Consider the following 25,909-nt stretch of genomic DNA (forward strand, 5'->3'; position numbering starts at 1 on the left):
GGTGTCGAAGCGCTTCGACAACCTATGGACACCCACCCCCGCTGCGGTTAATGTCGAACCACCCTCACCCGCTTTCGTCCACCCCGCGCGCTGTCGAAGCGCTTCACAAAGCTTGGAGAGCTGGATGGTCACCCTCGCCGAGGTCGCCCAGCACGCCGGAGTCTCGGCGAGCACGGTGAGCTACGTCCTCAGCGGCAAGCGGTCCATCTCCACCACCACCCGGCAGCGGGTCGAGGAGAGCATCCGTAAGCTCGGCTACCACCCGAACGCCGGCGCCCGCGCCCTGGCCAGCAGCAGGTCGAACATCATCGCGCTGATGATCCCGCTGCGCACGGACATGTACGTGCCGGTGATGATGGAGATCGCCATCGCCGTCGCGACCAGCGCGCGCAATCACGGGTACGACATCCTGCTGCTGACCGGCGAGGAGGGCCCCGATGCGGCGCGCCGCGTCACCGGCAGCGGGCTCGCGGACGCGATGATCGTGATGGACGTCGAACTCGACGACGAGCGGCTGCCCCTGCTGCGCGGCACGGACCAGCCGTCGGTCCTGATCGGTCTGCCCGCCGACACCACCGGCCTGACCTGCGTCGACCTCGACTTCCGGGCGACCGGCGCGCTGTGTGCGGAGCATCTGGCGAAGCTGGGGCACCGGGACATCGCTGTGATCGGTGCGGCTCCCGCGGTCTACGAACGGCACACCGGCTTCGCCGAGCGCACCCTCGACGGGCTGCGCACCCGGGCGCGGGAGCTCGGGCTGCGGCTGCTGCACCGCTCCTGCGAGGGCGGATACGACGCGATGGCCGCGACCCTCGCCCGCGTCTTCGACGAACGCCCTGACACCACGGGCTTCGTCGTCCAGAACGAGTCGGCGGTCGAGCCGCTGCTCGCCCTGCTGCGCCAGCAGGGCCGAGCGGTGCCCGAGGACGTGTCGGTGGTCGCGGTCTGCCCCGAGCAGGTCGCCACCCAGGCCTCGGTGCGGCTCACGTCGGTCGCCGTACCCGCGCAGGAGATGGGCCGGCACGCCGTGGAGCAGCTGGTCGCCAAGCTCGACGGGCGCGGGAGCGACGAGGTCGTGCTGCTCGCACCGGAGCTGACGGTGCGAGCCAGCTCGGGGCCGGCGCCCGTCCGGTCGTAGACCGTCTGACCGCTCACCGGCCGCACGGCCCAGCCTGAGAACTCCCGCACCTTCGACGAGGGCGGGGCGAGCGTGACGGTGGACGCGCCGCTGGACCGCATCCCGCTGTTCCTGCGGGACGGGGCCGAGTCGCCGGTGGCCCGGTAGCGGCCGTACCCGAGGGGTCGCCGACGGGACCGGCCCCGGCCGCCCCGTCGGCGAAGTCCGCGTTCTCGTGTCAACTTGCCTGTACCGCAGTACAGTTGTTCGGACGCGAAAGGAATTCCGTGCCCTCGACTCCGCTCGCCCTCAGCCTCGCCGACCTGGCGTTGCGACCCGCGTTCGGCTCACGTCGTACGCCCGACCGGACCTTCGACCGGCTCCTGGCACGGGCGGGTGGGGTGGTGGGCGACGAGCGGTTCGCGGACGACTTCCGTTCCCTGCTGCGCTGGTGGGCCGGGGCCGAGAACCTCACCCCGGTCGGCTGGCAGTCCGCGCGGTCCCACGTCCGCAGACACCTCGCCAACCGGGCCCGGATCCGGCGGCTGATCGCCGGGCATCCCGGCATCGAGCGCGAACCCGTCGAGAAACCGGTGTTCGTGGTGGGCCTGCCGCGCACCGCGACGACGCTCACACACGGCGTGCTGTCCCTGTCGGACGCGCACCGCTCCCCCCGGCTGTGGGAGCTGCTCACCCCCGGCCTGGAGGTGCCTCCCGGAGGGCGACGCAGGGCGACGGCGCCCGCGCGGCGGCTGGTGGACGGCACCAACCTGTTCGCGCCGCGCTTCCGCGACATCCACCCGATGACCGCCGACGGCCCCGAGGAGTGCACCTTCGCCCTGCCGCACGCCCTGATGCCGCTGTCCTCGGCACGGATCCCCGCATACCAGGCCTGGCACTACGAGCGGGACTTCGTCCCCGACTACCGTCACCTCAAGCAGGTCTACCAGGTGCTCCAGTACGGCCGCCCGCGCCGCCGCTGGATCCTCAAGTCCCCCATGCACCTGGAGAACCTCGACGCACTGCACACCGTCTTCCCGGACGCCACCATCGTGTGGACCCACCGCGACCCGGTCACCGCCGTGGCGTCGTTCTGCAGCCTGGTCGAGCACGGCATGGTCCTCGGCACCCGCCCCGTCGACCGGCACGCCATCGGCGCCACCTGGCTGGACCTGCTGAGTCGTTCCGCGGCGCGTGGTCTCGCGGCCCGTGCCGCCATCCCCCGGCAGTCGCTGGTGGACGTCCCGTACTCCTGGCTCGGTTCCGATCCGGGCGTGGGCGCGCCCAAGCTCTACGCCGCCGTCGGCGCCCGCTGGACCGACGCCGAGGCCGCCCGGCTCGCCGGGGTCGCAGCCCGGCCCAAGGGCACCCGCCCGCACCGGTACGAGCTGTCCCGGTACGGCCTGACCCGCGCCGGCGTCGAATCCGCCTTCGCGGGGTACAACGCGCTGCGGGCCGAGGTCGACCGCGCCTGACGGCACGGCCGCCCGGCCGGGGAGGGCAGCGTCGGCTGCGGCCGACGCGCTTCCCGAGTCCGAGTGCGAGACCGAGGTGCGCGGGCACGCCGGCTGCCGGCGCCCGAGCACCGGACGTTGTTGTGGTGCGGTGGTGGTGCGGTGGTGGTGCTACCGCGCCTTGACGCTGATGACGCGGTCCTCGCCGGCGACGAGGTCGAGCGGTTCGGCGCCGAAGGGGGTCCGGAGTTCCACGCGGTGCGTGCGGCCGGGGCGCAGGACGGCCGTCGCGTCGCCGTCGGGCGTCCAGGTGAGGTCGAGTACCGCCCCGAACCGCGTGCGTACGCCTTTGAGCTCGCCCGCCGGGCAGGACTCCGGGAGGGCGGGCAGCAGGACCAGCCGGTTGGGGGTGGACTGCACGAGCATCTCGATGAGCACGGCCGGCAGCGCGTGCGCGGCGTCCGCGTTGTAGACGTCGCGGCGGGGGTAGTGCGCGCTCATCAGGGACGCGTGGAAGAAGTCGCCGTCGAGTACCTGGCCGAGGGCGTGGGCGACCCGTTCGGCGTCCCGCAGGCGGGCCGCGATCAGGGCGTGGTGGAGGTGGCCGTGGGCGGAGTCGTTCTCGGCGCCGCGCAGTTCGAGGGCCCGGTGGGCGGCTTCGGCGAGGGCCGGGGTGTCGTACGGGTTGATCTCGTCGAGCGGCCAGACGCCGTAGAGGTGGCTGAGGTGGCGGTGGTCGTAGGTGTCCCGCAGTCCCGGCCGGGCCCATTCGGCGAGGGCGCCGTCGGCGTTGGTCCGGTGCGGTGGGAGACGGTCGGCCAGGGCGCGCCAGCGGTCGGCGTGCTCGGGATGGCGGTCGGCGGCGGTCAGCAGGGCGTGCCGTGCGGCGGAGAGGTCCATGGCCGCGTTGACGGTGCCCCAACTGGCGTTCGCCGGGCGATTCTCGGGTGAGTAGGAGGGGACGACGAGCAGGGCACCGCTCTCGTCGGTCCGGGTGAGGAAGTCCTCGTAGAAGAGCGCTGCCTCGGCGAGCGCGGCGGTGGTGCGGGGGTCGTGGGCACCGCGAGTGTCGTCGTGGTCGACGAGGGGCTTGAGCAGCCAGTCGGCGCCCGCCGTCCACAGGTGCAGCGGGTACTCGCGGTTGAAGTGGTAGGTGTGTCCCGACTCGCCGTCCGTGTGGGAGGGGGCGACGACCCCTCGGGTGCCGAAGATCGCGCGGGCGTTGTCCCGCCAGTCCGGAAGCTGCCGGTGAACCAGCGCGGCGTGGGCCTCGGTGACCTCGGGGAGGGCGGCGGCAGCGGCGGAGGCGGTCTGGAGGTTGAGGTTGGCGTTGGTGGTGAAGGCTCCGGACCAGGCGGTGTTCCAGTCGCCGGTCCACAGGCCGGTCAGGCGGGGCGGGAGCATGCCGCTCGCCGACAGGAGGTGGTAGCGGCCGGCGGCGAAGAGGCGTTCCAGGAGGGCGGCGCCGCGTGGGCGGCCGAGCAGCTCGGAGCCCGGCAGGGCGCGTTCGGCGGGGTCGGCGGCGAGGTCGAGGGTGACGCGGTCGTAGGCGGTGCGGTGCAGGGCGAGGTGGCGGCCGAGGAGGCCGTCGTACGACGTCCCGTCCGGCAGGTCGCGCAGGGCTCGACCCTCGGTGGCCACGTCCAGCTCGCCGGTGTGCCGGCGCACCCGGGTGAGGAGCAGCACCTCCGTGGCGCCCTCGACGAGTACGCCGGGCGGGGCCAGCTTCGTGGTGCCGCCGGTGACGGCGACCAGGGTGACGCCGGTGTACGCCAGGCCGCTGCCGCCGGGGTAGCGGGCGCGTAGGCTGAGCTGGGCGCCCTCGGGGGTGAGGACGGCGCCGTGGCCGACGCCCAGCCCGTTGGGGGCGCCGGGGAGGCGGGGGTCGAGGGAGATGTCGAGGGTGAGGTGTGGCGCGGTGATGTGCTGGACGATCACGTCGTCGGCACGGGAGACGAAGACGCGGCTGGTCCAGGTGCCACAGGTGGCGGTCGTCTCGCCGGTGGTGAAGTCGACGGAGCGGTGATAGGCGGCGTGGGCGTCGCCGGGCGGTCTGTTCAGACGGAGCTGGAACGCCGGGTGGAAGGGGCGCACCCATTGGAGCGGGCGGCCGTCGGTGAAGCTTTCGGCGGCTGTCGTGACGCCGGCCAGCAGGCGGTCCTGGAGTGCGGGGAGTGCGGCCGCGAGCCGGGGTGGGCGGCGGTACTCGTCGTCGCCGTTCGGGCGGACGAGGGTGTGGTGGGTGACGACGACCCGGTCGGCGTCCGGATCGCCGGACACGAGGGCGCCGTGGTGGCCGTTGCCGGTCAGGAAGGCGTCCTCCCAGCGGGCGGCGGGCTCGGGCTCCCAGGTGCCGTGCACGGGCCCGCCGGCCGCCTGCCCACCGGCCGACGGCGTCTCTGTGAGGGGAGAGCCGGTCATCGGGCCGGCTCCGTGAGGACCGCCACGCCGTAGCGGCCGAGGGTGACGCGGTCGGTGACGGTCGCGTCGGTCAGCAGGTCGCGGTGGGTGCCCGGGACGTCCACGGTGACCTCGTCGCGGCCGTGGTGGAGGAGGAAGAGCAGGTCGCCGCGGCGTACGGCCTCGACATCGGCCGGGAGCCCGTCGAGCACGGGGCGGGCGCCCGCGTCGGCGGCGACGCGGGCGAGCAGGTCGCGCAGCGCCTGTGGCTCGGGGAGGGTGGAGAGGTACCAGGCGCGGCCCTTGCCGAGGACGGCCGGCAGTCCGTCCAGCTCGCCGCCCCTGTAGAGGATGGTCTCGGTGGCGGTGCCGTCGGGTTCGATCTCCTCCGACCACAGGGTGCCGTGGAAGCCGTCGCAGGGGGCCGTCTCGTCCGCCTCCAGGGGCCACCACTCGTGCAGGACGCGGATGCCGAACAGTTCGCGCAGCCGGGCGTCCATGGCGCCGGCCCTGACCCGGTCGTCCTCGTCGGCGACGCCGGTCAGGAAGCCGCAGACGAGGGTGCCGCCGCCGCGGACGTAGGCCAGGAGGTTGTCGATCGCCGCGTCCGTGAGCGCGTAGAGCTGGGGCACGACGACCGCCTTGTACGGGGTCAGGTCGTGTTCCGGGTGGGCGAAGTCGGTGGTGAGGTGGGACTCCCACAGTGCGCGGTGCCAGGCGCGCAGGACGTCGGGGTAGTCGAAGCGGGTGGAGGGGCGGCCGTCCTGGGCGCCGGCCCACCAGGAGTGCCAGTCGTGCAGGACGGCGACGTCGGCGGTGACCGTGGCGTCCGCCGCGTGCGGGCCGAGCTTCGCGAGGTCGGCGCCGAGCTGCTTGACCTCCTGGTACGTACGGCCCCGCTCCCCCGCGTGGGAGACCATCCCGGAGTGGAACTTCTCGGCGCCCTGCCTCGACTGGCGCCACTGGAAGTAGCAGAGGGCGTCCGCGCCGCGGGCGACGGCCTGGAGGGACCACAGGCGGTTGAGGCCGCGCGGCTTGGGGTGGTTCGCGCCACGCCAGTTGACGGGCCCGGCCGCCTGCTCCATGAGCATCCAGGGGCCGCGTGCCTGCGAGCGGGTCATGTCCTGGACCAGGGCACCCTCCTGCGCGCCGAAGGGGTCGCGCGGGTCGGGGTAGAGGTCGACGGAGACGACGTCCTCCTCCTGGGCCCAGCGCCAGGCGTCCTGGCCGGACCAGAGCGGCATGAAGTTGGTGGTCACCGGGAGGTGCGGGGTGTGGCGGCGGACGATGTCGCGTTCGGCGACGTAGCACTCCAGGAGCATGTCGGAGGTGAAGCGCCGGAAGTCCAGGACCTGGGTCGGGTTCTTGAGGTAGTGGGTGCGGCGGGCCGGCAGGATCTCGGCCCAGTCGCCGTAGCCCTGGCTCCAGAAGGCGGTGCCCCAGGCGGTGTTGAGGGCGTCGAGGCTGTCGTAGCGGTCCTGGAGCCAGCGGCGGAAGCGGGTGGCGGCCTCGTCGCCGTGGTCGTAGGTGCAGTACTCGTTGTTGATGTGCCACATGGTGAGGGCGGGGTGGCCGGCGTAGCGGGCGGCCAGGGCCTCGGTGATGGCGGCGGCGTGGTGGCGGTAGGTGGCGCTGGAGTGCGAGAAGTGCTGCCTGCCTCCCCACCACTCGGTGCGGCCGTCCTCGTCGCGGGGCAGCGTGTCCGGGTGGAGGTGCCCCAGCCAGGGCGGGGGCGAGGCGGTGGGGGTGGCGAGGACGACGCCGATGCCGCCTGCGTGCATCAGGTCCATCAGGCGGTCCAGCCAGCCGAAGTCGTGGACGCCGGGGCGCGGTTCGAGCCTCGCCCAGGAGAAGACGCCGAGGGTGACGGAGTTGACGCCGGCGTCCTTCATCAGGCGGACGTCCTCGTGCCAGGTCTCCTCGGGCCACTGCTCGGGGTTGTAGTCGCCGCCGTAGAGGATGCGGTGGCGGGTGGTGTCCGACAGGTTGGGCATCAGCGGGGTTCTCCGTACTGGATGCCGCGTCCGTTGGTGGCGAGGTAGACGCGGCCGTACACGCGGGGGTCGCCGGTGATCGTCTCGCCGGTCCACCCCCACTGGTGGTGGTCGTCGTTGATCCGCGTCCAGCTCTTCGCCTCGTCGTCGGAGCGGTAGACGGCGGTGATGGCCTCGGTGGAGCCGACCTGGTAGATCGCCGGGTAGCCGGCGCCGTCGGCGGCCCTGCCGAAGCCGAGGGTGTGGGAGGCCCAGCAGCTCTCCACCTTGGTGAAGGCGCGGCCGCCGTCCGTGGAGCGGTACAGGCCGTTGAACTTGGTACTCAGCCACAGGTCGCCGGACCGGCCGGGCGCCGCCACCAGCTTGTACTGGCTGTCGCCGGCGGGCAGCCCGGTCGCGCGGGCGGTGAAGGAACGGCCGCCGTCAATGCTGGCGAGCAGCGTCCCCGCGTCGGTGTCGTACGCGTAGAAGAGCGCCGGGTCCACCGGGTCGGCGACCGGCGTGGCGCCCTTCGGGAAGGAGGGGACCTCGGACCAGGTCGTGCCGTTGTCCGCCGAGCGGTGGGCGGGGTACCTGGTGCCGTCCCAGTGCACGAAGGACCACAGCAGCACGCTTCCGTCGGCGTTGGTGGCGATCGGTCCCGGTGCGCTCGGGGCGAGGTCGGGCTGGGCCGCGAAGGGCGCCCAGGTCCGTCCGCCGTCGTGGGAGTACGCGCCGTTGCCGTGGTCGCCCCAGCCGGCCCGGACGACGTACGCCGGTCTGCGTGCCGCCTGTGCGAGTCCCGTCGCCGACCCGGACACGGGGTTGGTCGCCATGCCGTGCGCCGGGGACGCCGTGAGCCGTTCGTGGTACATGACGCCGATGTCCCGCGCCCCGCTGAGCAGGTGCGCTCCCCCGGTCGGGGGTGAGATCAGCTGGGTCACGGACGTCTCCTCCAGGCCCCGGATCTGCGGGGCCCAGCGCCTCAGGTCGCGGGTGCCGTAGAGGGTGGCGCCGGTGCCGTACACGAGGTGCTTCGAGTCGTACGGGTCGAGGGCGACGGCCTGGATCCACCAGCCGAACTTGGGCTGCTCCTCGCCCCACTTCAGGTACGGGGTCTCGGAGACGTCGAGGACGGCCGAGTCCTTCAGGGACGTCCAGGTGCGGCCGCTGTCGGTGGTCCGGTACAGGGTGTCGACCGCGGCCCAGCGGTTGTTGGTGGAGACGACGGCGGTGCCGGGACGGCGGGCGTCGACGGCGACTCCGCCGTAGCCGAAGCTGTCGGCGGCTCCGTCGGGGGTGGTGCCGCCGGGCTCGACGGGCGTGACGTCGGTCCAACGGCTGTTCACCGTGCGCAGCTTGTGCACGCTGCCGGTGGACTGGCCGTTCGGGCCCGGTGCGTCGGCGTAGGTCACGTACAGCTCGCGGGTGTGCCGGTCGTACGCGGCGCGGACCGGGACCCTGGCCGCGGTGCCGGAGGGCTGTCCGGGGACGGGCTCCCAGGTGGTGCCGTCGGGCGTGCGGAAGAGGTTCGGTACGGTGCCGTCGGCGTCGCCCCAGCCGGCGTAGACGGTGCGGCGGGCGGCGACGAGGAGGGTGACGCCCTGGCCGGTGGCGCTCGGGGTGGCCGGGAAGCCGGTGACGGGGGCCCAGGTGGCGCCCCGGTCCACCGACTTCCACAGGCCGTCGTGCCGGGTGCCCAGCCACAGGGTGTCGCTGTCGCGCGGGTCGACCAGGAGCCGTTCGCCGGTGCCCCGGCCGTCCTCGTTGGCACCGAGCTTCACGGTGAGGTCGGTGCGCCGCCAGGTCCGGCCCCGGTCCTCGGAGCGCAGGATCGCGCCGTTGGCGGACCACGCCTGGGAGTAGGTGCCGCAGGCCAGGTACAGCCGGTTCGGATGGGCGGGGTCGACGGCCATCGCCTCGACGCCGAGCAGGTTCCAGTCGTCCCAGCCGAGGTGGTCCAGGAGCGGGATCCAGCGGTCGGTGCGGTCGTCCCAGCGGTAGGCGCCGCCGATGTCGGTACGGGCGTAGGCGAGCCCGCGGACGCGGGGGTGGAACAGGACGCCGGTGATGAACCCGGTGCCGCCGATGACGACGTTGCGCCAGCGGTACGCGGGGGCGTCCGCCTTCTCCTCGGCGGCGTGCGCGCGCCCGGGTGCGAACGGAACGGCGGTGAGCGCGGCGGCAACCGCGGTCCCGGCGAGTACGGCGCGCCGGCTCGGGCTGCGTGACAGGGACGCATGCATGACATACCTCGTTCTGTGCGGCTCGGGGCAGGGACGGGCGGAGCGGCCGGGTCCGTCATGGACGGCGGCTGGTCGGGAGCGAGAGGTTCCGCCGCGGCCGGCCGCTGGTCAGGAGCGACCGGCCACGACGGGGTCGGGGAGCGGGGCGTCAGCCCTTCACGGCGCCGGTCAGCATCCCCTTCTTGAAGTGACGCTGGACGAACGGAGACAGCACGGCCACCGGCAGCAGGGCCATGACCATCACCGCCATCTGCACGGCCAGGCCGGAGAGTTCACCGGTCTTGATCGCCTGGCCGAGGCCGACCGGGGCCTCCTGCTTCTGCACGAGCTGGATCATCACGTTCTGCAGGGGCAGCATGTCCTGGTCGTTCAGGTACAGGGAGGCGTTGAACCAGGCGCTCCAGTAGCCGACGGCGTAGAACAGCGTGATCACCGCGACGACCGCGCGGGACAGCGGCAGGACGATCTGCCACAGGATGCGCAGGTCACCGGCGCCGTCGATGCGGGCGCTGTCGATCAGCTCCTGCGAGATGCCCATGAAGAAGCCGCGCAGCACCAGGATGTTGAAGACGCTGATCGCGCTGGGCAGGATCAGCGCGAGGTAGGTGTCCGTCAGCCCCAGGGACTGCACCAGCAGGTAGGTGGGGATGAGGCCCGCGCTGAAGAACATCGTGGCCAGCAGCGCCATGAGGATCCAGCGGTGGCCGAGGGAGCCGGTGCGGGACAGCCCGTAGGCGCACAGCACCGACACCGCCATGGAGAAGAGGGTGCCGACCAGGGTGATGCCGATGCTGACGAGCGCGGCGCGGGTGACCTGGCCGCCGCTGAGCAGTTCCGTGTAGGCGACGAAGGTGATGTCCGTCGGGATCATCACCAGCCCGCCGGCCTCGTCGATGGCCTTGCGCGAGGAGAGGCTGGTGACGACGACGATCCACAGCGGGAACACGATCGCCAGGCAGGCCAGGAGCAGTACCAGCCCCTTGCCGAGGAGTCCGGCTCCGCGGGGCTTCTCCTCCCACACCGGGCGCGGCGGGGCCGCCCACCGGCTGGGCGTGCGTGCGGGTTTGTCGATGACGGCGGTCACTTCTTGTACACCCCCTGCTCGCCCATGAGGTGGGCCACCTTGTTCGCGATGAGGACCAGGCCGAGACTGATGACGCCCTTGACGAGGCCGGCGGCGGCCGCGTAGCCGAAGTCCTGGTTGCGCACGCCGTTCCACCACACGAAGGTGTCGAGGACCTCCGCGGCTCCCGGTCCGACGGCGCCGCGTTGCAACAGGATCTGTTCGAAGCCGACCGTCAGGGCGTCACCCACGCGCAGCACCAGCAGCAGGGCGATCACCGGGCGCAGCGCGGGCAGCGTGACGTGCCACATGCGGCGCCAGCGGTTCGCGCCGTCCATCGCGGCGGCCTCGTACAGGTCGGGGCTGACCGAGGCGAGCGCGGCGAGGAAGACGATGATCCCCCACCCGGCGTCCTTCCACACGCTCTGCGCGGTGACCAGGAACTTGAAGGTCTCCGGGTCGGTCATGAGGCTGAGCCCGTCGTACCCGTGGTCGCGCAGCAGCTGGGAGAGGAGTCCCGCCCCGCCGAGCAGCTGCTGGAAGACGGCGATGACCAGCACCCACGAGAAGAAGTGCGGCAGGTAGAGGATGGCCTGCGCGATCGCCCGCACCCGGGGCCGGACCACGCTGTTGATGAGCAGCGCGAGCAGGATGGGGATCGGGAAGTACAGCACCAACTGGAGGACGAACAGCACCAGGGTGTTCTGTACCGCGTTCCAGAAGGCCGAGTCCTCGAGGATGCGCTGGAAGTTCTCCAGACCCACCCACGGGCTGTTCAGGATGGAGACGATCCCGTTCTCACTGATGTACGGGTCGTACTCCTGGAAGGCGACGACGTTGCCGAGGATCGGTACGTAGTTGAAGAGCAGCACCAGCAGGATGGCCGGCAGCGTCATCAGCACCAGGACGCGGTCGCGCCGGAACCTCAGCCTGAGGCTCAGCTTCCCTGAGGGCGGCTTCGTCTCGCGGGGGCCGACGGCGTCGTCGGGCGCCACCGGGGTCTTCTTCGTCGCATCGGCCTCGGCTCTGGTCCGGGGCACCGTGTTGTGGGACACGGCCGTTCTCCTTGCCTCGGTACCGTCAGCTCGCCGCCGTGCCGTTCTCGTCGAGCAGCTTCTTGTACCAGTCGCGCAGTTTGTCGCCGCCCTGGCTCCGCCAGTCGGAGACGGCCTGTTGCATGTCGGCGACCTTCTTGCGGCCGCGGATGATGTCGTCCTCCAGCTGCTCGAAGTCGTTGGACAGGTTGGTGTAGCGGTTGGGTTCGGTGACCTGCATGCCGTAGAAGGTGGGCTTCTTGGTGAAGGCCCCCATCCGCTGCTGCCACTCGACCTGGCCCTTGGCGACCTCGGGGAAGTCGGGGTGGGCGATGGTCGCGGCGGGGCTCGCCACCATCACGTAGGCGTTCATCACGTCGATGTTGCCCTGGTCGGTCTTGGTGGGCACGCCGTCCTTGACGGTGTAGTGGGTGCCTTCCACGCCGTAGTTGGTGGCCATGTACTCCTTGGTGCCGTACGGCGCGGCGGTGACGTTGGCGACGGCCAGCACGTCGCGGATCACGGACTCGGACGCGTTCTTGTTGACGAAGGCGAAGATGCTCGCCGGGTTCTGTGCCCACAGCGTGGGCTCACCGCCGTCGTGCCCGAAGAAGTCCATGCCCCAGATCTTGAACTCGGGATTCTGAGTGGCCTGTTCCGCGGTTCGGCTCCACCACTGGGACGTGTCCTGGTTGTAGATGAGGAACTCGCCGGCGGCGAACTTGGGACCGGGGTCGGCTGCGTTGCTCTTGCCCAGCTTGGCGTCGGGGTGCACGACCCCGGCGGCGAACAGCTTGCGCGTCCACTCCAGCGCCTCGAGGTACTCGTCGGTCTCGGCGCGGTAGATCAGCTTGCCGTCGACCTGGTTCCAGCCGAGCGACTTCTCGTTGCCGGAGAGCACGCCGAAGGCGTTGAAGGCGGTCCACTTCATGTCCAGGCAGGCCCAGCGCTTGGCCTTGGCGTTGGTGGCCTCCTTGGCCAGCGCCATGAACTCGTCGCACGAGCGGGGGACTTCGTAGCCCTCCTTCTCGAAGATGTCCTGGCGGTACAGCGGCACGATGCCGGACACGTACGAGGAGGGCATCGGCAGGCCGCGCAGCTTGCCGCCGAAGATGGAGCGCTGCCAGGCGTCGGTGGGGACGGCCGCGAGGTTGGGGAAGTCCTTGACCGCGTCGCCGGAGAGGTAGGGGCCGAGGTCGGCGAACTTGCTGATGATGGCGCTGGGTATTCTGCCGGTCATGTTCCAGCCGGGCACGACCACCACGTCGGGCACCTCGCTGGAGGCGAGGACCGCGCCGAGCTTCTGGTCGTAGGTGTTGCCGTCCTGGTTCTGCCAGACCACGTCGACGCCGATGAGGTCGTTCATCGCCTTGTAGTAGGCGTTGTCCTCCTTCGGCGGGGACCCCCAGAACGGCGACATGACGGTGACCTTGCCGCCCTTGCCGAGCTTCTTCGGCACCGAGGTCTTCAGGCCCGCGAGGTCGAGCTTGCTGGTGAAGCCGACCGCGGAGCCGTTCTTGCTGGGGATGTCGGGGGTGACCACGTTGCCGGCCACGTACGTGGGCAGCAGCTTCTTGGCGTCCTTGCCCGACGTGGTGCCGTCCCGCGAACCTCCGTCCGACCCACCGCCGCAGGCGGAGAGCAGCGGCATCCCTCCCGCCACCGCTGCGGTGGCTACCGCCGTGGAGGCGAGGAACTTTCTCCGGCTGGGACCGGAGGCGGCGTTCGGCGTCATTGCGTCAACCCTTCATGGCGCACCAGGACACCCGGCGGTGGGCCGTCGGCTGCGGTGTCTCGAGTGGAACTGGCTGAGCTGAAGCGGTCGTCGGAGGAATGCCCGGTTTCCGTCGCACCTCAAGGTGCGCTGCCGGATCAGAGCCTCATAGTCGAAGCGCTTCGATGTTGCTGCGAGGTTAAGTGAACGCCTGGGGGTGCACAAGAGTCGACTCCAGAATTCCTCCGAGGTATCGAGTGGGTAACGCCCACCAAACCAGTCATGTGACGCTTGGGTTGCGATGAGAAATCGGAGGTGATGCGCAGAAGTGTCTTGACACCCACCCCTGGTGCGACTGAGCATCGAAGCGCTTCGAAAGCGTTTCGCCGCTCCATCGCAAGGGGAACTCCACGTGACCGCACCCACGCCGCCCGCGCTGCCTTTCCGTGATCCGCACCTGCCGTTCGCGAAGCGCGTCGACGACCTGATGTCGCGGCTCACGCTCGACGAGAGGACCGCGTTCCTGCACCAGTTCGCGCCCGCCGTCGAACGGCTCGGCATCGCCGCCTTCCGCACCGGCCAGGAGGCGCTGCACGGCGTGGCCTGGATGGGCCCGGCGACCGTGTTCCCGCAGGCCGTGGGCCTTGGCGCCACCTGGAACGACGACCTGGTGCGCCGGGTCGGTGAGGCGGTTTCCAAGGAGGTCCGGGCGATGCGCGCCCGCGACGAGCGCGTCGGCCTGAACGTCTGGGCCCCGACCGTGAACCTGCTGCGCCATCCCCTGTGGGGCCGGGGCGAGGAGGGCTACTCCGAGGATCCGAAGCTCACCTCTGCCATCGCCACCGCCTACACCCGCGGTCTGCGCGGCGAACATCCGACGTACTGGCGCACCGCGCCCGTCCTCAAGCACTGGCTCGCGCACAACAACGAGACGGACCGGGACACGTGCTCGTCGTCCGTCCGCCCGCGCGTCCTGAACGAGTATGATCTGCGCGCCTTCCGCGAGACGGTCGAGGCGGGCTCGGTGGCCGGGGTGATGCCGGCGTACAACCTGGTCAACGGCCGCCCCAACCACGTCTCCCCCTACCTGGAGAGCCATCTGCGCGCCTGGACCGAGGACGACCTCCTGGTCTGCTCCGACGCCGGCGCCCCCTCCAACCTGGTCGACTCCGAGCACTACTTCGACACCCACGAGGAGGCGACCGCCGCCGCGCTGCGGGCCGGGGTGGACAGCTTCACCGACCACGGCACGGACTCCTCGAAGATCGTCGCCCGGGTCCGGGGCGCCCTCGACGAGGGTCTGCTGACCGAGGCCGACGTGGACGCGGCCGTACGCCGGCAGCTGTCGGTCCGTTTCCGGCTCGGCGAGTTCGACCCGGAGCACGACCCCCACTCGGACACGACCGCCTTCGACACACCGGAGCACCGGGCGCTCGCGCGGGAGGCGGCCGAGCAGGCGGTCGTCCTGCTCAAGAACGACGGCGTGCTGCCGCTGGCCGAGGGCACCCGCGTCGCCGTCGTCGGTCTGCTCGCCGACGAGTGCAAGCTCGACTGGTACAGCGGCACGCTCATCCACCGCTCCACCCCGCTGGAGGGCCTGTACGAGCGGTTCGGCGCCGAGCAGGTGAGCTTCGCGGAGGGCGTGGACCGGGTCCGGCTCAGGACCTCCGCCGGTACGTTCCTGCACGTGCCCCCGTCGGACGACTCCGCCGACGAGGCACGCGGCGCCGAGGGCGCCCTCGACCCGGCCCTGCTCGCCGGCCGCACCGACCTGCCGCCGCTCACCACCGACGCCGACGGCACCGAACTCGCGCTCGTCGACTGGGGCGACGGCGTCCTCACCCTGCGCGCGCCCGACGGCCGCTACCTCTCGGTCGCCGAGGACGGCCGCCTCCGCGCCTCCGCCGACCAGCCCGGCGGCTGGGTCGTGCAGGAGACGTTCCGCCTGGAACCACACGGGAACGGGCACCTCCTCCGGCACCTGGGGACGGGTCGTCACGTCCAGGTCGCCGCCGACGTCGTGAAGGTTGCCGCCCCGGACGCCCTCGCGGGCGACGAGACGCCCGAGGTCTTCGAGCTGGTCGTCACCGAGCGCGGCGAGGACGCGGTGACGCGGGCGGCCGCGGCGGCGGACGTGGTCGTGGTGGTCGCGGGCAACGACCCGCACATCAACGGCCGGGAGACCGAGGACCGTACGACGCTGCGGCTCCCCGCCCACCAGGAGCGCCTGCTGCGCGCGGCCCGGGCCGCGAATCCGGCCACCGTGCTGGCGCTGGTCTCCGCCTACCCGTACGCCGTCGACGCGGAGGTGCTGCCCGCGGTGCTGTGGACCGCGCACGGCGGCCAGGCGGCCGGCACCGCGCTGGCCCGGGTCCTCGCCGGTGACGTCTCCCCCGCCGGGCGGCTCCCGCAGACCTGGTACGCCGACGACGCCGACCTGCCGGACCTGCTCGACTACGACGTGATCGGCAGCCGCCAGACGTACCTGTACTTTGAGGGAACCCCGCTGTTCCCCTTCGGGCACGGCCTGTCGTACGCGTCCTTCGCGTACGCGGACCTGGCGGCGCGGGCCGGGGACGGGAAGGTGTCCGTCTCCTTCACGGTGACCAACACCGGGAGCGTCACGGCCGACGAGGTGGCCCAGCTCTACGTCCGCGCCGAGAACCCGTCGGTCCCGCGTCCGCGCCGTGAACTGCTGGCCCACCGCCGGCTCACCCTTCCCCCGGGCGCGACGGCGGAGGTCTCCTTCGAACTCCCGCTGTCCGCACTCGCGTTCTGGGACGTCGCACACGACCGGTGGCGCCTCGAGCCGGGCCCGTACGCACTGCTGGTGGGCGCGTCCAGCGAGGACGTACGCCTGACGGCGACCGTGTCCCCGGACGGCGAGCCCGCCGCCCCGCGCCCGGTCCGTGAACGCGGCCTGGAGGCGGCCGGCTTCGACGAGCAGAGCGGAACGGAGATCGTCGACCGGACGAAGGCGGTGGGCGACGCGGTGACGCCGGTGGCCGGCCGGGCGGGCGAACTGCTCTTCCGCGACTGCGACTTCGGTACGGGTGTCACCGGCGTGACCGTGACGGTGGCGGGCGGCGAGGGCACCGTGGAGATCGCCCTCGACGGCGGCCCGGCGGCGGTGCTGCCTCGGCCGGCCCCCGGCTCAGAACCGTACGACTACACGGAGCTGGACGCCCCGCTGATCGCCGAGGGCGTACACGATCTCCGCATCAGGCTGCGCGGCGCTCTGCGGCTCGCGCACGTCGGCTTCTCCGGCTGAGGGTCCGGAGAAGACCGGCACGACGAGGGGGCCCGGCACCGGTACCTACCGGAGTCGGGCCCCCGACTCGCCACCGGCCCGGACCAGGCCCATCTCGTAGGCCAATGGACCTGGGACCACTCGTACGCGACGCTGCGGGACCTGCTGCGTCGGCCGACGGGGGCTGCGCCCGGGCCCTAGGCGGCCGTCGGGTCGGCCGGTCGGTCCGCCGTGACCAGCCAGGACGTGCTGCGCAGCCGGACCGTGCCGTCGCCCGCCTCGTAGCCGCGGAGGTGCTGGGTGAGCACCTGGCGGGCGCGGTCCTGTGCGGCCGTGTCGACCTGGCCCAGGAAGTGCCGGCCGGGCCCGGTGTTCAGCAGGAACTCCGCCGCGTCATCGGCTCCGTGCCCCCACGTCCCGTACGCCTCGACCTCGTCGACGGCCACGCCGCGGAACCCCGCGGCGGCGAGGACGGCGCGGATCCGGTCCGGCGACGACAGGGAGAACATGCCGGGCAGTCCCGGAGCGGCGAAGTCACCGAGCGGCAGGACGTCGCGCAGCACCGACATGGCCGTCACCCAGCCGTTGAGCGAGGGCTCGGCGGGGCAGACGAAGGCCAGTCGTCCGCCGGGTCGCAGCGCCCGTCCGACGTTGTGGAACGCCGCCTCGGGGTCGGAGAAGAACATCACCCCGTACCGGCTGATCGCCGCGTCGAACGCGCCCGGCTCGAAGGGGTGCGCCTGTGCGTCGCCCTGCTGGAACGTGGCGTTGTCGATGCCCTCCCGTGCCGCCCGGGACCGCGCCTCGGCCAGCATGGGGCCGGACAGGTCGAGGCCCAGAGCGCTGCCTTGTGGTGTCCGGAGGGCGGCGAGGCGCGTGGTCTGCCCCGCACCGCAGCCGAGGTCGAGGGTCCGGTGCCCCTCCGCGAGCCCGGCGGCGTCGAGCAGCGGCTCGTTGAAGCCTTCGTTCACGGCGTTCCACCGGTCCTGGTTGCGCGCCCAGTGGGCGCCCTCGGGGCCGTTCCACGCCTGTGCCTGCTCGGTGTTGACGATCTCGGACACGAGTGCCTCCTGGGACGGGACGGAGAATGGGCGTGCGCCCAAACACTATGGGCGTGCGCCCATAGTGGCAACCGCCTTACGATTCGGGGGATTACGCCGCGCGCGGCGCCGAACACTTGAAGGAAGGCGGGCCCATGTCACCCCGTGGAGTGGCGACGCCGGACGTGCGCGAGCGGCTGTTCGCGGCCGCCGAGCGGGTTGTGGAGAGGGATGGCCCCGGCGCGCTCACGAGTCGGGCCGTCACCACCGAGGCGGGCTGCGCCAAGGGGCTGCTGCACACGCACTTCGCGGGGCTGGACGAGTTCGTGGCCGAGCTCTGCCTCGACCGTTTCGCCCGGACGGCGGCGAAGGCGCGGGCCTTGGAGGGACTCGCCGGGCGGGGCACGGTGGCCGGGAACCTCGTCTCCGTCGCCCTCTCACTCTTCGACCGCGGCGGCCCGGCTCTGTCGGGGCTGGCCATGACCCGCCCGGCCGCGGCGTCGCGCGTCCGCGAGGCCATGCGGGACGGCGGGCCGGGCTTCGCCGCGATCCAGGAGGCGATAGCCGACTACCTGGAGTCCGAGCGGGACGTCGGACGGCTGCCGGCCGCCGTCGACCCGCACACCGTGGCTCTCGCCGTCGTCGGCACCGCCCACCACCTGCTGATGACCGACCGGCCGGGCGCCCCCGACCCGCGGCCGGCCATGGACCGCCTGGTGACCGCGCTGGTGGGCGGTTAGGCGGCCAGGCGCTTCCCAGGGGCCACCGGCGGGCGGCCTCGTCGCGGTGCGGCGCAGACAGCGTCCCCGCCGCACCGGATTCAGGCCGTCGGCCGCAGGGATGACCGACGAGGTCGATCCACAGGGTTGCTCAGAGCGCGAGGCCCGTCAGGACCAGGACCCGCTCGTAGGTGTAGTCGTCCATCGCGAACCTGACGCCCTCGCGGCCCACGCCGGACTGCTTGGCGCCGCCGTACGGCATCTGGTCGGCACGGTAGGAGGGGACGTCGCCGATGACGACGCCGCCGACCTCGAGGGCGCGGTGGGCGCGGAAGGCGGCCTGGAGGTCGTGGGTGAACACGCCGGCCTGAAGACCGTACTTGGAGTCGTTGGCGGCGGCGAAGGCCTCGGCCTCGCCGCTCACCTTCTGGACGCTGAGGACGGGGCCGAAGACCTCCTCGCGGGCGAGGGTGGTGTCGGCCGGGAGGTCGGTGAGGACGGTCGGCGTGTACGAGGCGCCGTCGCGTTCGCCGCCGGTGTGGAGAGCGGCGCCGGCCTCCACGGCCTCCCGCACCCAGGCCTCGACCCGCTCGGCGGCGGCCTCGCTGACCAGCGGGCCGACGTCCGTCGCGTCGTCGTTCGGGTCTCCGGTGACCTGGGCCTCGACGGCGGCGACGATACGGGGCAGGAGACGGTCGTACACCGACGCGTCGGCGATCACACGCTGCACCGAGATGCAGGACTGGCCGCCCTGGTAGTTGGAGAAGGTCGCGATGCGCGTCGCGGCCCGGTCCAGGTCGTCGTCGCTCGCCCAGTCGCCGAGGACGACGGCCGCGCCGTTGCCGCCCAGCTCCAGGGTGCAGTGCTTGCGCGGGACCGAGTCCATGATCGCGTAGCCGACCGCCTCGGAGCCGGTGAAGGAGATGACCGGCAGGCGCTCGTCCTGGACGAGGGCGGGCATGCGGTCGTTCGGGACCGGCAGGACGCTCCACGAGCCGGCGGGCAGCTCGGTCTCGGCGAGCAGCTCGCCGAGGAGCAGGCCGGAGAGGGGGGTGGCGGGCGCGGGCTTGAGGATGATGGGCGCACCCGCGGCGATCGCGGGGGCGATCTTGTGGGCACACAGGTTGAGGGGGAAGTTGAACGGTGCGATGCCGAGGACGACCCCCCTGGGGAAGCGGCGGGTGAGGGCGAGGCGGCCCTCACCACCGGCGTCGGTGTCGAGGCGCTGGGCCTCGCCGCCGTTGAAGCGGCGGGCCTCCTCGGCGGCGAAACGGAAGACGGACACCGCGCGGCCGACCTCGCCGCGGGCCCACTTGACGGGCTTGCCGTTCTCCGCGGAGATCAGGCGGGCGATCTCCTCGGTGCGCTCCACCAGGCGCCGGCCGACGTGGTCCAGGGCGGCGGCGCGGGTGTGGGCGGGCGTGGCGGCGAACTCGTCCCGTACGGCGTACGCGGCGGCCACGGCCTCCTCGGTCTGGGCGTCGGTCGGCAGGCTCACCGTGCCGACCCGGCCGCCGTCCCAGGGGGACGTGACGTCGAAGGTGGCCTCGCCGGTGGCCTGGCGTCCGGCGAGCCAGAAGGCGTGGGGGGAAGTCATCGTAGTTCCCGGCCCTTCCGCGTTGGGGGTGTGCACGTTTCCGTGGCTTGCGGCTCCACGGTAGGGGGAAGGGCGGCGGGGGGCGCTTGTCCGGGGCGTAGTGGTGCGGCTGGTCGGTTCGACGCTTTGGCGGGGTACGAGCGGCGGGTCGGTCCCCGTCCACCGAACGGTCGCCGGGCCGGGCGGCCCACTCGAGCCGGCCTCGCCCTGTGGTGCCGACTCGTGCGCCGGGAAGCGCCCGCAACCGACGGCATCCGACGGCTCACCCGAACTCGGCGGCGGGCGGGTGACCCAAGAGGCCCTTCGGGCTATTCCGACGACGTCGCCTTCAGCGCCAGCCACAGCTCCATGCGTACGTCCGCGTCGTCCAGGGAACGGCCGAGGATCTCCTCGACCCGGCGCATCCGGTAGCGCAGCGTGTGCCGGTGGACGCCGAGATCGGCCGCCGCCGCGTCCCACTGGCCGTGGCGGGAGAGCCAGGCGCGCAGGGACGCCACCAGGTCGCCCCGGCCGGTGGCGTCGTGGTCGCGCAGCGCCCGCAGCAGGCCGTCGGCGAAAGCGCGCACCGCGTCGTCGGCGAGGAGGGGGAGGACCGACCCGGCCGCCAGGTGCTCGTGCTCCACGCAGACCCGTCCGCGGCGGCGGGCCACCGACAGGGCCTGTTCGGCCTGCTTGTAGGCGGCCGACGCGGCGATGGGCCCGGACGGCGCCGACAGGCCGACGACCAGGCACTCCTCGTCGCCGCCCGCCATCGGCCCGGGTGCGGGACGGCCGGGCTCCAGTGCCGAGGCGTACTCGACGCAGGCGGCGACGGCGGCGCCCCCGTCCGTGGCCAGCACCACCAGTCGCTCTCCCTCGGGGACGACCAGCACCGACTCGCCGGAGCGGGCGGCGGCCGACTCCACGACCTCGGCCAGCGCGTCGAACGGGTCGGTGTCGACGGCGGCCGGCGCGGCGGCGGAGGGCCTGGTCCGGGTGGCGGACACACCCGCGTGCGGGCCGGCGTGCGCACGCGCGGCGGACGCCGACGCCGACTCGGCGACGATCATCCGGAAGGGCGCGTCCAGCAGACCGCCGTACAGGTCTCCGGCGACCGTGCGCGCGTGGTCGGGTTCGCCGGCCAGCAGCATGCGCAGTACGGCCGCGTCGATGCGCTGCTCCGCCTCGTGCAGGGAGCGCGAGCGTTCCGTGGTGAGCGTCAGCAGGGCGATGGCGGAGTGCACGGCGTAGCGCTCGGCGGTGCCGAGGGCGCCGGCCGTACCGACGGCGAGTGCGGAGCGGGGCCTGCGGGAGGTGCCGAGGGAGTGGAGTTCGACCCGGTCGGCGTTCTCGGGGTGATCGCTCTCCTCTGCTCCACCGACGACGGAGGAGGCCGGTGCGGGGCGCTCGCGCAGCCGCCTCACGTCCGCCGTGAGCCGTGCGGCCCTGCGGCCCGCCCACTCCGGTGCGGTGGCGACGACGGCGCCCGAGGCGTCGTACAGCGCCGCCCAGCCGTCGACCTGGGTGGCCAGCGCGGCCAGCAGCCCTTCCGGGCCGTCGGTCAGCGCCTGCCTGGTCAGCTCGCGCTGGGCGGCGAACCCCGCGGTGACCGCACGGTACTGGTCCGCGGCGATCGCGGCCGACACCGCCTTGCTGATGGCGAGGAAGGGGGTGCGGCGCGGTACCTCCAGAAGCGGCAGCCCCTCCTGTCGCGCCGCCTCCACCAGCGCCTCGGGGATGTCGTCGTAGTTGACGCCGACGGCGAACCCGAGCCCCACCACGCCGGCGCCCGCCAGCCGCTTCACGTACCGCCGCATCGCCTCGGGGTCCTCGGCGTCCAGCTTGAGCGCGGTGATCAGCAGCAGCTCCCCGCCCTCCATGTAGGGCACGGGGTCGGCGAGCTCGCTGACGTGCGCCCAGCGCACCGGCACGTCGAGACGGTCCTCCCCTGCGCGCACGGTCAGTCTGAGCGCGGAGTGGTGGACGAGGGAGGCGAGCGTGGGCGGCATGGGGACCTTGAGCCTTCGGATCTGCGTCAACGGCGCGAGGTGTCAGCTACTGGGGTGCTACTGGGTTCCGCGTGAGTGGGAGGTGTGAGGTGTGGGCCATCCGTGATCTTTTGGCCGTCGCGTATGAACGACCTGTGTCGATTTTGCCTCACTGTACGGTCCCGGGCGCCCGCCCGGACAGGTCACCCGCGCAGATCCACCAGCAGCGGCGGCGCGTGCTCCCCCTCGACGGTCGTCAGCGACAGCACCGCGTGCCCGGCGGGCACCGCGTGCGCCAGCTCGGACGCCGACCACCGCTCCCGCTCGACCTGCCGCACCGTGACGGCGTCCGTCGTCACCGCCTTGCCCGTCAGCAACTTGCGCAGTGCGTGGAACGCCCGGGTCATCGGCTGGTCGGCGAAGACCGTGTGCTTGGCGACCTCCGTCGTCTCCACCCACTCGGTGCCCCACGCCTGCGCGAACCGGCCGCCGTCCCAGGTCGTGACGCCGGAGTAGGCCATACGGCAGCCCACCGCCCCGTAGAGCGGGCCGTGCAGCGGCTCGGGAACCTCACCGATGGTGCGCAGGACGAGCAGCACGCCCGCGTTCTGCGACCGCAGCCGCTGGACGCGGCGCACCGACTCCGCGGTGACCGCGCCCGTCGCGTCGTCCAGGACCAGACCGGCGAAGTGCGCGCGCCCGCCCTCCCGGGCGATGGCGTGGAACTGTGCGAGGACCAGCCGGGTGATCACCCGGCCGGCCTCCTCGTGGCCGCGCGCGGGCAGATCGATCCGCACCCGCAGGGGGTGGTGGGCGATCGCGCGCAGGGCGAAGGTCCGGTCCGGCCCGCCCCCGCCGAAGAAGTCCGCGAACGCCGGCCGGCTCAGCAGCGCCAGCCGGTCGGCCAGGGCCCGCCCGCAGTCGCCCGGCACGCCCGTCCGCCGGACGCGCGCCTCGAGTTCCCCGCGCATGACGTCGTCCCCGCTCGCGGCGAGCCGCTCCCTGAGGGGTGTCAGCGCCCGCTCCTCACCACCCAGCAGCTCGCGCAGCTCCGCCAGTGGGGGAAAGCGGCCGTGCACTGCGCGGAAGGGCCCGAGCAGCTGCGCCAGCGCGGTGGCGGCGCCCTGTGTGCCGACGGTGTCGAGGTCGCCCACCAGCGCCTCGGCGAGAATCGCGGCGGCCTCGTCCGGGTCGTCGAACCCGGCGTACGGATCGAGGTCGTGCACCGAGGACGGATCACCGATCCGGACGATCACGTCGAAGGAACCGTCCGCGCCGAGCGGGTCGCCGGCGGCGGAGACGGCGACGACGGCGGCGCGGCCGGTGAGCGCCTGCAGCGCGAGCGCCTCGGTGACCGGCTCGACGAGGGTGCGGGTCTTGCCGGATCCGGGAGGGCCGATGGCCAGCAGCGAGGTGCCCAGCACATCCGGACCGAGGGCCGCCCCGGCGTCGTGGTAGGGCAGCGGGGCCCGCTCCGCGGCCACCCAGCGGCCGATCCGCACCTGACCGGCGAGCAGGTCGTGGCGGGCGGCCCGGCGAGGCAGGTCGCGGGCGCCGGACGGATGCGTCCAGGCCGCGCCGCCCTGAAGCAGGACGGTGCTGCGGAAGGCGTCCAGCGTGGCGGCGCGCCGGGCGACATCAAGGGCGTGTTCGACGCGCGCGCAGTCGACGTCGTTCATACGGCCGCCGCCGACCTCGGCGGTGAGCAGCTCGGCGGCCTGGTGCTGGCCGGCGTCACGGACGTCGGGCCACTGGGAACGGGGGCGGGCGGGCACCGCGGCGGTGTCGGGCGCGGCGTTCTCCCTGCGGGAGGTGAGCCGCTCCTTCGCGTACGGCCACCAGTCGCCGAGACGGGCGAAGGGCCACACCACGAGCAGCGTGACGCACGCGTACAGCGTGTTCGTGAAGAGGGCGGAGGCCATCAGCCCGTAGCTGTCCGTGATCAGCACGGTCAGGGAGAGCAGCGGATCGACGACCGGCACCGGCTGCCACCCGACGCCCGGGAAGGCCTCGGGGAATACGAGACTGAGGGCCACGAGGGCGAACAGCGCGGTGACCAGCCCGCGTACCGGCTGGGGCAGGCGGCCCACGTAGTGGCGGACGACGGCGCGCCAGCTGCCGAGCATGACCACCGACGCGACGAGCACGGCGAAGAAGACGCCGTCGTAGACCCACAGGGCGTCCCACCCCGGGACCGCCACCGTCCGTCCCTCGACCGGTTTGGGGGAGACCGCCGAGCCGCCCCACCACCAGTCGTCCGGTGTGAACATCCGCACGAAGACGCTCTTGTACGGGAAGTAGCCGCGCCGCCAGAACGACCACACCAGGATCGCCAGGACGAGCGGGACCAGCATGCCGACGACGGTCACCGGAGCGAGCCGTTGCGGGGCTCCCTTGGGCGGGTGGTAGCCGTAGCGCCAGATCCCGGGCCGGGCCGCCGGCCTCGCCGCGTCGAGCCAGGCGGCCACGGTGGACGAGATGCGGGGCACCTGTTCGGGCGCGGGCGGGGTGTCCGGAGCCCGGCCCGGCCGCGGCGGCACGGCGGGCACCTGTGGGGGCCCCGCCGGACGCGGTACAGGATTCGCGTGCGTACCCCGCGCGTCCCGGTTCCCGTCGCTGTCCATCGCCCTTGCCCCCTGACCAGCCGCTCCGTACACCATCAGCAAGCCAATCTAACGCCCTCCCAGGGGGAGTTCACCGCTTACGCGGCCGGGCCCCGCGTCGACATGTCCCCATGTCACCGTGTCCACCTCCTGTCCATCGCGGACAACCGGCTCCGCGGACAACGCCCACATGGAGCATGCCGACGCCCCTCTCCCGGTCCTAGCCTGCGAGAAAAGAGGCAAGCGTCCGTAAGATCCGCAAGACCCCAGGAGCCCCCATGACCGCCCTTCCGCAGGAGCGCCGCGTCGTCACCGACATTCCCGGCCCGAAGTCGCAGGAGCTGCAGGCCCGCCGCACGGCAGTGGTCGCGCGGGGTGTGGGCTCCACGCTGCCGGTCTTCGTCTCGCGCGCCGCCGGCGGCGTCATCGAGGACGTCGACGGCAACCGCCTGATCGACTTCGGCTCCGGCATCGCGGTGACCTCCGTCGGCGCCTCCGCCGAGGCCGTCGTACGCAAGGCGTCCGCGCAGCTCGCCGACTTCACCCACACCTGCTTCATGGTGACGCCGTACGAGGGCTACGTCGCCGTCGCCGAGGCGCTGGCCGAGCTGACGCCGGGCGACCACGCCAAGAAGTCCGCCCTGTTCAACAGCGGCGCCGAGGCCGTCGAGAACGCCGTCAAGATCGCCCGTGCGTACACCGGGCGGCAGGCCGTCGTCGTCTTCGACCACGGCTACCACGGCCGGACCAACCTCACCATGGCGCTGACCGCGAAGAACATGCCGTACAAGCACGGCTTCGGCCCCTTCGCGCCCGAGGTGTACCGCGTCCCGGTCGCCTACGGCTACCGCTGGCCGACCGGCCCGGAGAACGCCGGTCCGGAGGCCGCCGCCCAGGCCGTCGACCAGATCACCAAGCAGGTCGGCGCGGAGAACGTGGCCGCGGTCATCATCGAGCCGGTGCTCGGCGAGGGCGGCTTCATCGAACCGGCCGAGGGCTTCCTGCCGGCGATCCGCGAATTCGCCACGGACAACGGCATCGTCTTCGTCGCCGACGAGATCCAGTCCGGCTTCTGCCGCACCGGCCAGTGGTTCGCCTGCGAGGACGAGGGCATCGTCCCGGACCTGATCACCACGGCCAAGGGCATCGCGGGCGGTCTTCCGCTGGCCGCCGTCACCGGCCGCGCCGAGATCATGGACGCCGCACACCCCGGCGGCCTGGGCGGCACCTACGGCGGCAACCCGGTGGCCTGCGCGGGCGCGCTCGGCGCCATCGAGACGATGAGGGAGCTGGACCTCAACGCCAGGGCGAAGCACATCGAGGCGGTCATGAAGTCCCGCCTCACCGCCATGGCCGAGAAGTTCGACGTCATCGGCGACATCCGGGGCCGCGGTGCGATGATCGCCGTCGAGCTGGTCAAGGACCGCGGCACCAAGGAGCCGCACCCGGAGGCGACCGCCGCGCTCGCCAAGGCCTGCCACCAGGAGGGCCTGCTGGTCCTGACCTGTGGCACCTACGGCAACGTGCTGCGTTTCCTGCCGCCGCTGGTGATCGGCGACGACCTGCTGAACGAGGGGCTCGACATCGTCGAGCAGGGCTTCGCCAGCCTCTGAACCCGCCTCTGAACCCGCCTCTGATCCGCCTCTGATCCGCCCCCGGGCGAGCACGTGGGCGAGTGCCCGAACGCCCATCTGAGCCGCGTTTCGCACGCCTGGTGCGGTGAACCGCAGAG

General features: G+C 72.6%; 15 protein-coding genes. 5 read left to right on the forward strand and 10 right to left on the reverse strand.

What is annotated here, in order from left to right:
- Positions 1-124 precede the first annotated feature (124 nt).
- The gene (locus ABEA26_RS02450; protein WP_345588718.1) at positions 125-1,138 is read left to right on the forward strand and encodes a LacI family DNA-binding transcriptional regulator; all 1,014 of its coding nucleotides are present in this window, start codon (positions 125-127) and stop codon (positions 1,136-1,138) included.
- Positions 1,139-1,404: 266 nt separating this feature from the next.
- A complete protein-coding gene (locus tag ABEA26_RS02455) occupies positions 1,405-2,592 on the forward strand; it encodes a sulfotransferase family protein (RefSeq protein ID WP_345588720.1) in 1,188 nt (395 codons plus the stop codon).
- Positions 2,593-2,742: 150 nt separating this feature from the next.
- On the opposite strand, the gene ABEA26_RS02460 is transcribed toward ABEA26_RS02455, so the two are convergent.
- The 6 genes from ABEA26_RS02460 to ABEA26_RS02485 form a co-directional block, all read right to left on the reverse strand.
- Positions 2,743-4,992, reverse strand: a complete 2,250-nt coding sequence (locus ABEA26_RS02460; protein ID WP_345588721.1) for a glycosyl hydrolase family 95 catalytic domain-containing protein — start codon at positions 4,990-4,992, stop codon at positions 2,743-2,745.
- Positions 4,989-6,965, reverse strand: a complete 1,977-nt coding sequence (locus ABEA26_RS02465; protein ID WP_345588722.1) for a beta-galactosidase — start codon at positions 6,963-6,965, stop codon at positions 4,989-4,991. Before ABEA26_RS02465 ends, ABEA26_RS02460 begins: the two co-directional genes overlap by 4 nt.
- A complete protein-coding gene (locus ABEA26_RS02470) occupies positions 6,965-9,190 on the reverse strand; it encodes a 1,4-beta-glucanase (protein ID WP_345588723.1) in 2,226 nt (741 codons plus the stop codon). The genes ABEA26_RS02465 and ABEA26_RS02470 overlap by 1 nt, the downstream gene beginning before the upstream one ends.
- A gap of 148 nt (positions 9,191-9,338) precedes the next feature.
- Positions 9,339-10,274, reverse strand: coding sequence for a carbohydrate ABC transporter permease (locus tag ABEA26_RS02475; protein ID WP_345588725.1), 936 nt, complete (start codon positions 10,272-10,274; stop codon positions 9,339-9,341).
- Positions 10,271-11,308, reverse strand: a complete 1,038-nt coding sequence (locus ABEA26_RS02480) for an ABC transporter permease (protein ID WP_345588727.1) — start codon at positions 11,306-11,308, stop codon at positions 10,271-10,273. The genes ABEA26_RS02475 and ABEA26_RS02480 overlap by 4 nt, the downstream gene beginning before the upstream one ends.
- 25 nt (positions 11,309-11,333) lie before the next feature.
- Complete coding sequence (locus tag ABEA26_RS02485) at positions 11,334-13,022, reverse strand: extracellular solute-binding protein (RefSeq protein ID WP_345588729.1); 1,689 nt, start codon at positions 13,020-13,022, stop codon at positions 11,334-11,336.
- Between the two features lie 391 nt (positions 13,023-13,413).
- On the opposite strand from ABEA26_RS02485, the gene ABEA26_RS02490 reads away from it, so the two are divergent.
- Positions 13,414-16,272 (forward strand): glycoside hydrolase family 3 C-terminal domain-containing protein, encoded by a 2,859-nt coding sequence (locus ABEA26_RS02490; RefSeq protein ID WP_345588731.1) that lies wholly within the window; start codon positions 13,414-13,416, stop codon positions 16,270-16,272.
- 176 nt (positions 16,273-16,448) lie between these two features.
- Here ABEA26_RS02490 and ABEA26_RS02495 read toward each other — a convergent pair whose 3' ends face one another.
- Entirely contained in the window at positions 16,449-17,312 is an 864-nt protein-coding gene (locus tag ABEA26_RS02495) for a class I SAM-dependent methyltransferase (protein WP_345588733.1), read from the reverse strand.
- A gap of 134 nt (positions 17,313-17,446) precedes the next feature.
- On the opposite strand from ABEA26_RS02495, the gene ABEA26_RS02500 reads away from it, so the two are divergent.
- Positions 17,447-18,031 (forward strand): TetR family transcriptional regulator, encoded by a 585-nt coding sequence (locus ABEA26_RS02500; RefSeq protein ID WP_345588735.1) that lies wholly within the window; start codon positions 17,447-17,449, stop codon positions 18,029-18,031.
- 130 nt (positions 18,032-18,161) lie between these two features.
- On the opposite strand, the gene ABEA26_RS02505 is transcribed toward ABEA26_RS02500, so the two are convergent.
- The 3 genes from ABEA26_RS02505 to ABEA26_RS02515 form a co-directional block, all read right to left on the reverse strand.
- Positions 18,162-19,607, reverse strand: a complete 1,446-nt coding sequence (locus ABEA26_RS02505) for an aldehyde dehydrogenase family protein (RefSeq protein WP_345588737.1) — start codon at positions 19,605-19,607, stop codon at positions 18,162-18,164.
- Between the two features lie 308 nt (positions 19,608-19,915).
- Positions 19,916-21,595: a PucR family transcriptional regulator gene (locus tag ABEA26_RS02510; protein WP_345588739.1), complete on the reverse strand. Its 1,680-nt coding sequence runs from the start codon at positions 21,593-21,595 to the stop codon at positions 19,916-19,918.
- Positions 21,596-21,777: 182 nt separating this feature from the next.
- Positions 21,778-24,198 carry an ATP/GTP-binding protein gene (locus tag ABEA26_RS02515; protein ID WP_345588741.1) on the reverse strand — a complete coding sequence of 807 codons (2,421 nt, stop codon included), beginning with the start codon at positions 24,196-24,198 and terminating at the stop codon, positions 21,778-21,780.
- 257 nt (positions 24,199-24,455) lie between these two features.
- On the opposite strand from ABEA26_RS02515, the gene gabT reads away from it, so the two are divergent.
- Positions 24,456-25,790: a 4-aminobutyrate--2-oxoglutarate transaminase gene (gabT, locus tag ABEA26_RS02520; protein WP_345588743.1), complete on the forward strand. Its 1,335-nt coding sequence runs from the start codon at positions 24,456-24,458 to the stop codon at positions 25,788-25,790.
- The last annotated feature ends 119 nt before the right edge of the window (positions 25,791-25,909 follow it).

It is taken from the genome of Streptomyces marokkonensis, from assembly GCF_039539045.1.
Lineage (GTDB): Bacteria > Actinomycetota > Actinomycetes > Streptomycetales > Streptomycetaceae > Streptomyces > Streptomyces marokkonensis.

Coding starts and splice junctions, on each gene's coding strand:
- ABEA26_RS02450 (WP_345588718.1), top strand. CDS start 125: ATGGTCACCCTCGCCGAGGTCGCCCAGCACGCCGGAGTCTCGGCGAGC.
- ABEA26_RS02460 (WP_345588721.1), bottom strand. CDS start 4,992: ATGACCGGCTCTCCCCTCACAGAGACGCCGTCGGCCGGTGGGCAGGCG.
- ABEA26_RS02465 (WP_345588722.1), bottom strand. CDS start 6,965: ATGCCCAACCTGTCGGACACCACCCGCCACCGCATCCTCTACGGCGGC.
- ABEA26_RS02470 (WP_345588723.1), bottom strand. CDS start 9,190: ATGCATGCGTCCCTGTCACGCAGCCCGAGCCGGCGCGCCGTACTCGCC.
- ABEA26_RS02485 (WP_345588729.1), bottom strand. CDS start 13,022: ATGACGCCGAACGCCGCCTCCGGTCCCAGCCGGAGAAAGTTCCTCGCC.
- ABEA26_RS02500 (WP_345588735.1), top strand. CDS start 17,447: ATGTCACCCCGTGGAGTGGCGACGCCGGACGTGCGCGAGCGGCTGTTC.
- ABEA26_RS02505 (WP_345588737.1), bottom strand. CDS start 19,607: ATGACTTCCCCCCACGCCTTCTGGCTCGCCGGACGCCAGGCCACCGGC.
- ABEA26_RS02510 (WP_345588739.1), bottom strand. CDS start 21,595: ATGCCGCCCACGCTCGCCTCCCTCGTCCACCACTCCGCGCTCAGACTG.
- ABEA26_RS02515 (WP_345588741.1), bottom strand. CDS start 24,198: ATGGACAGCGACGGGAACCGGGACGCGCGGGGTACGCACGCGAATCCT.
- gabT (WP_345588743.1), top strand. CDS start 24,456: ATGACCGCCCTTCCGCAGGAGCGCCGCGTCGTCACCGACATTCCCGGC.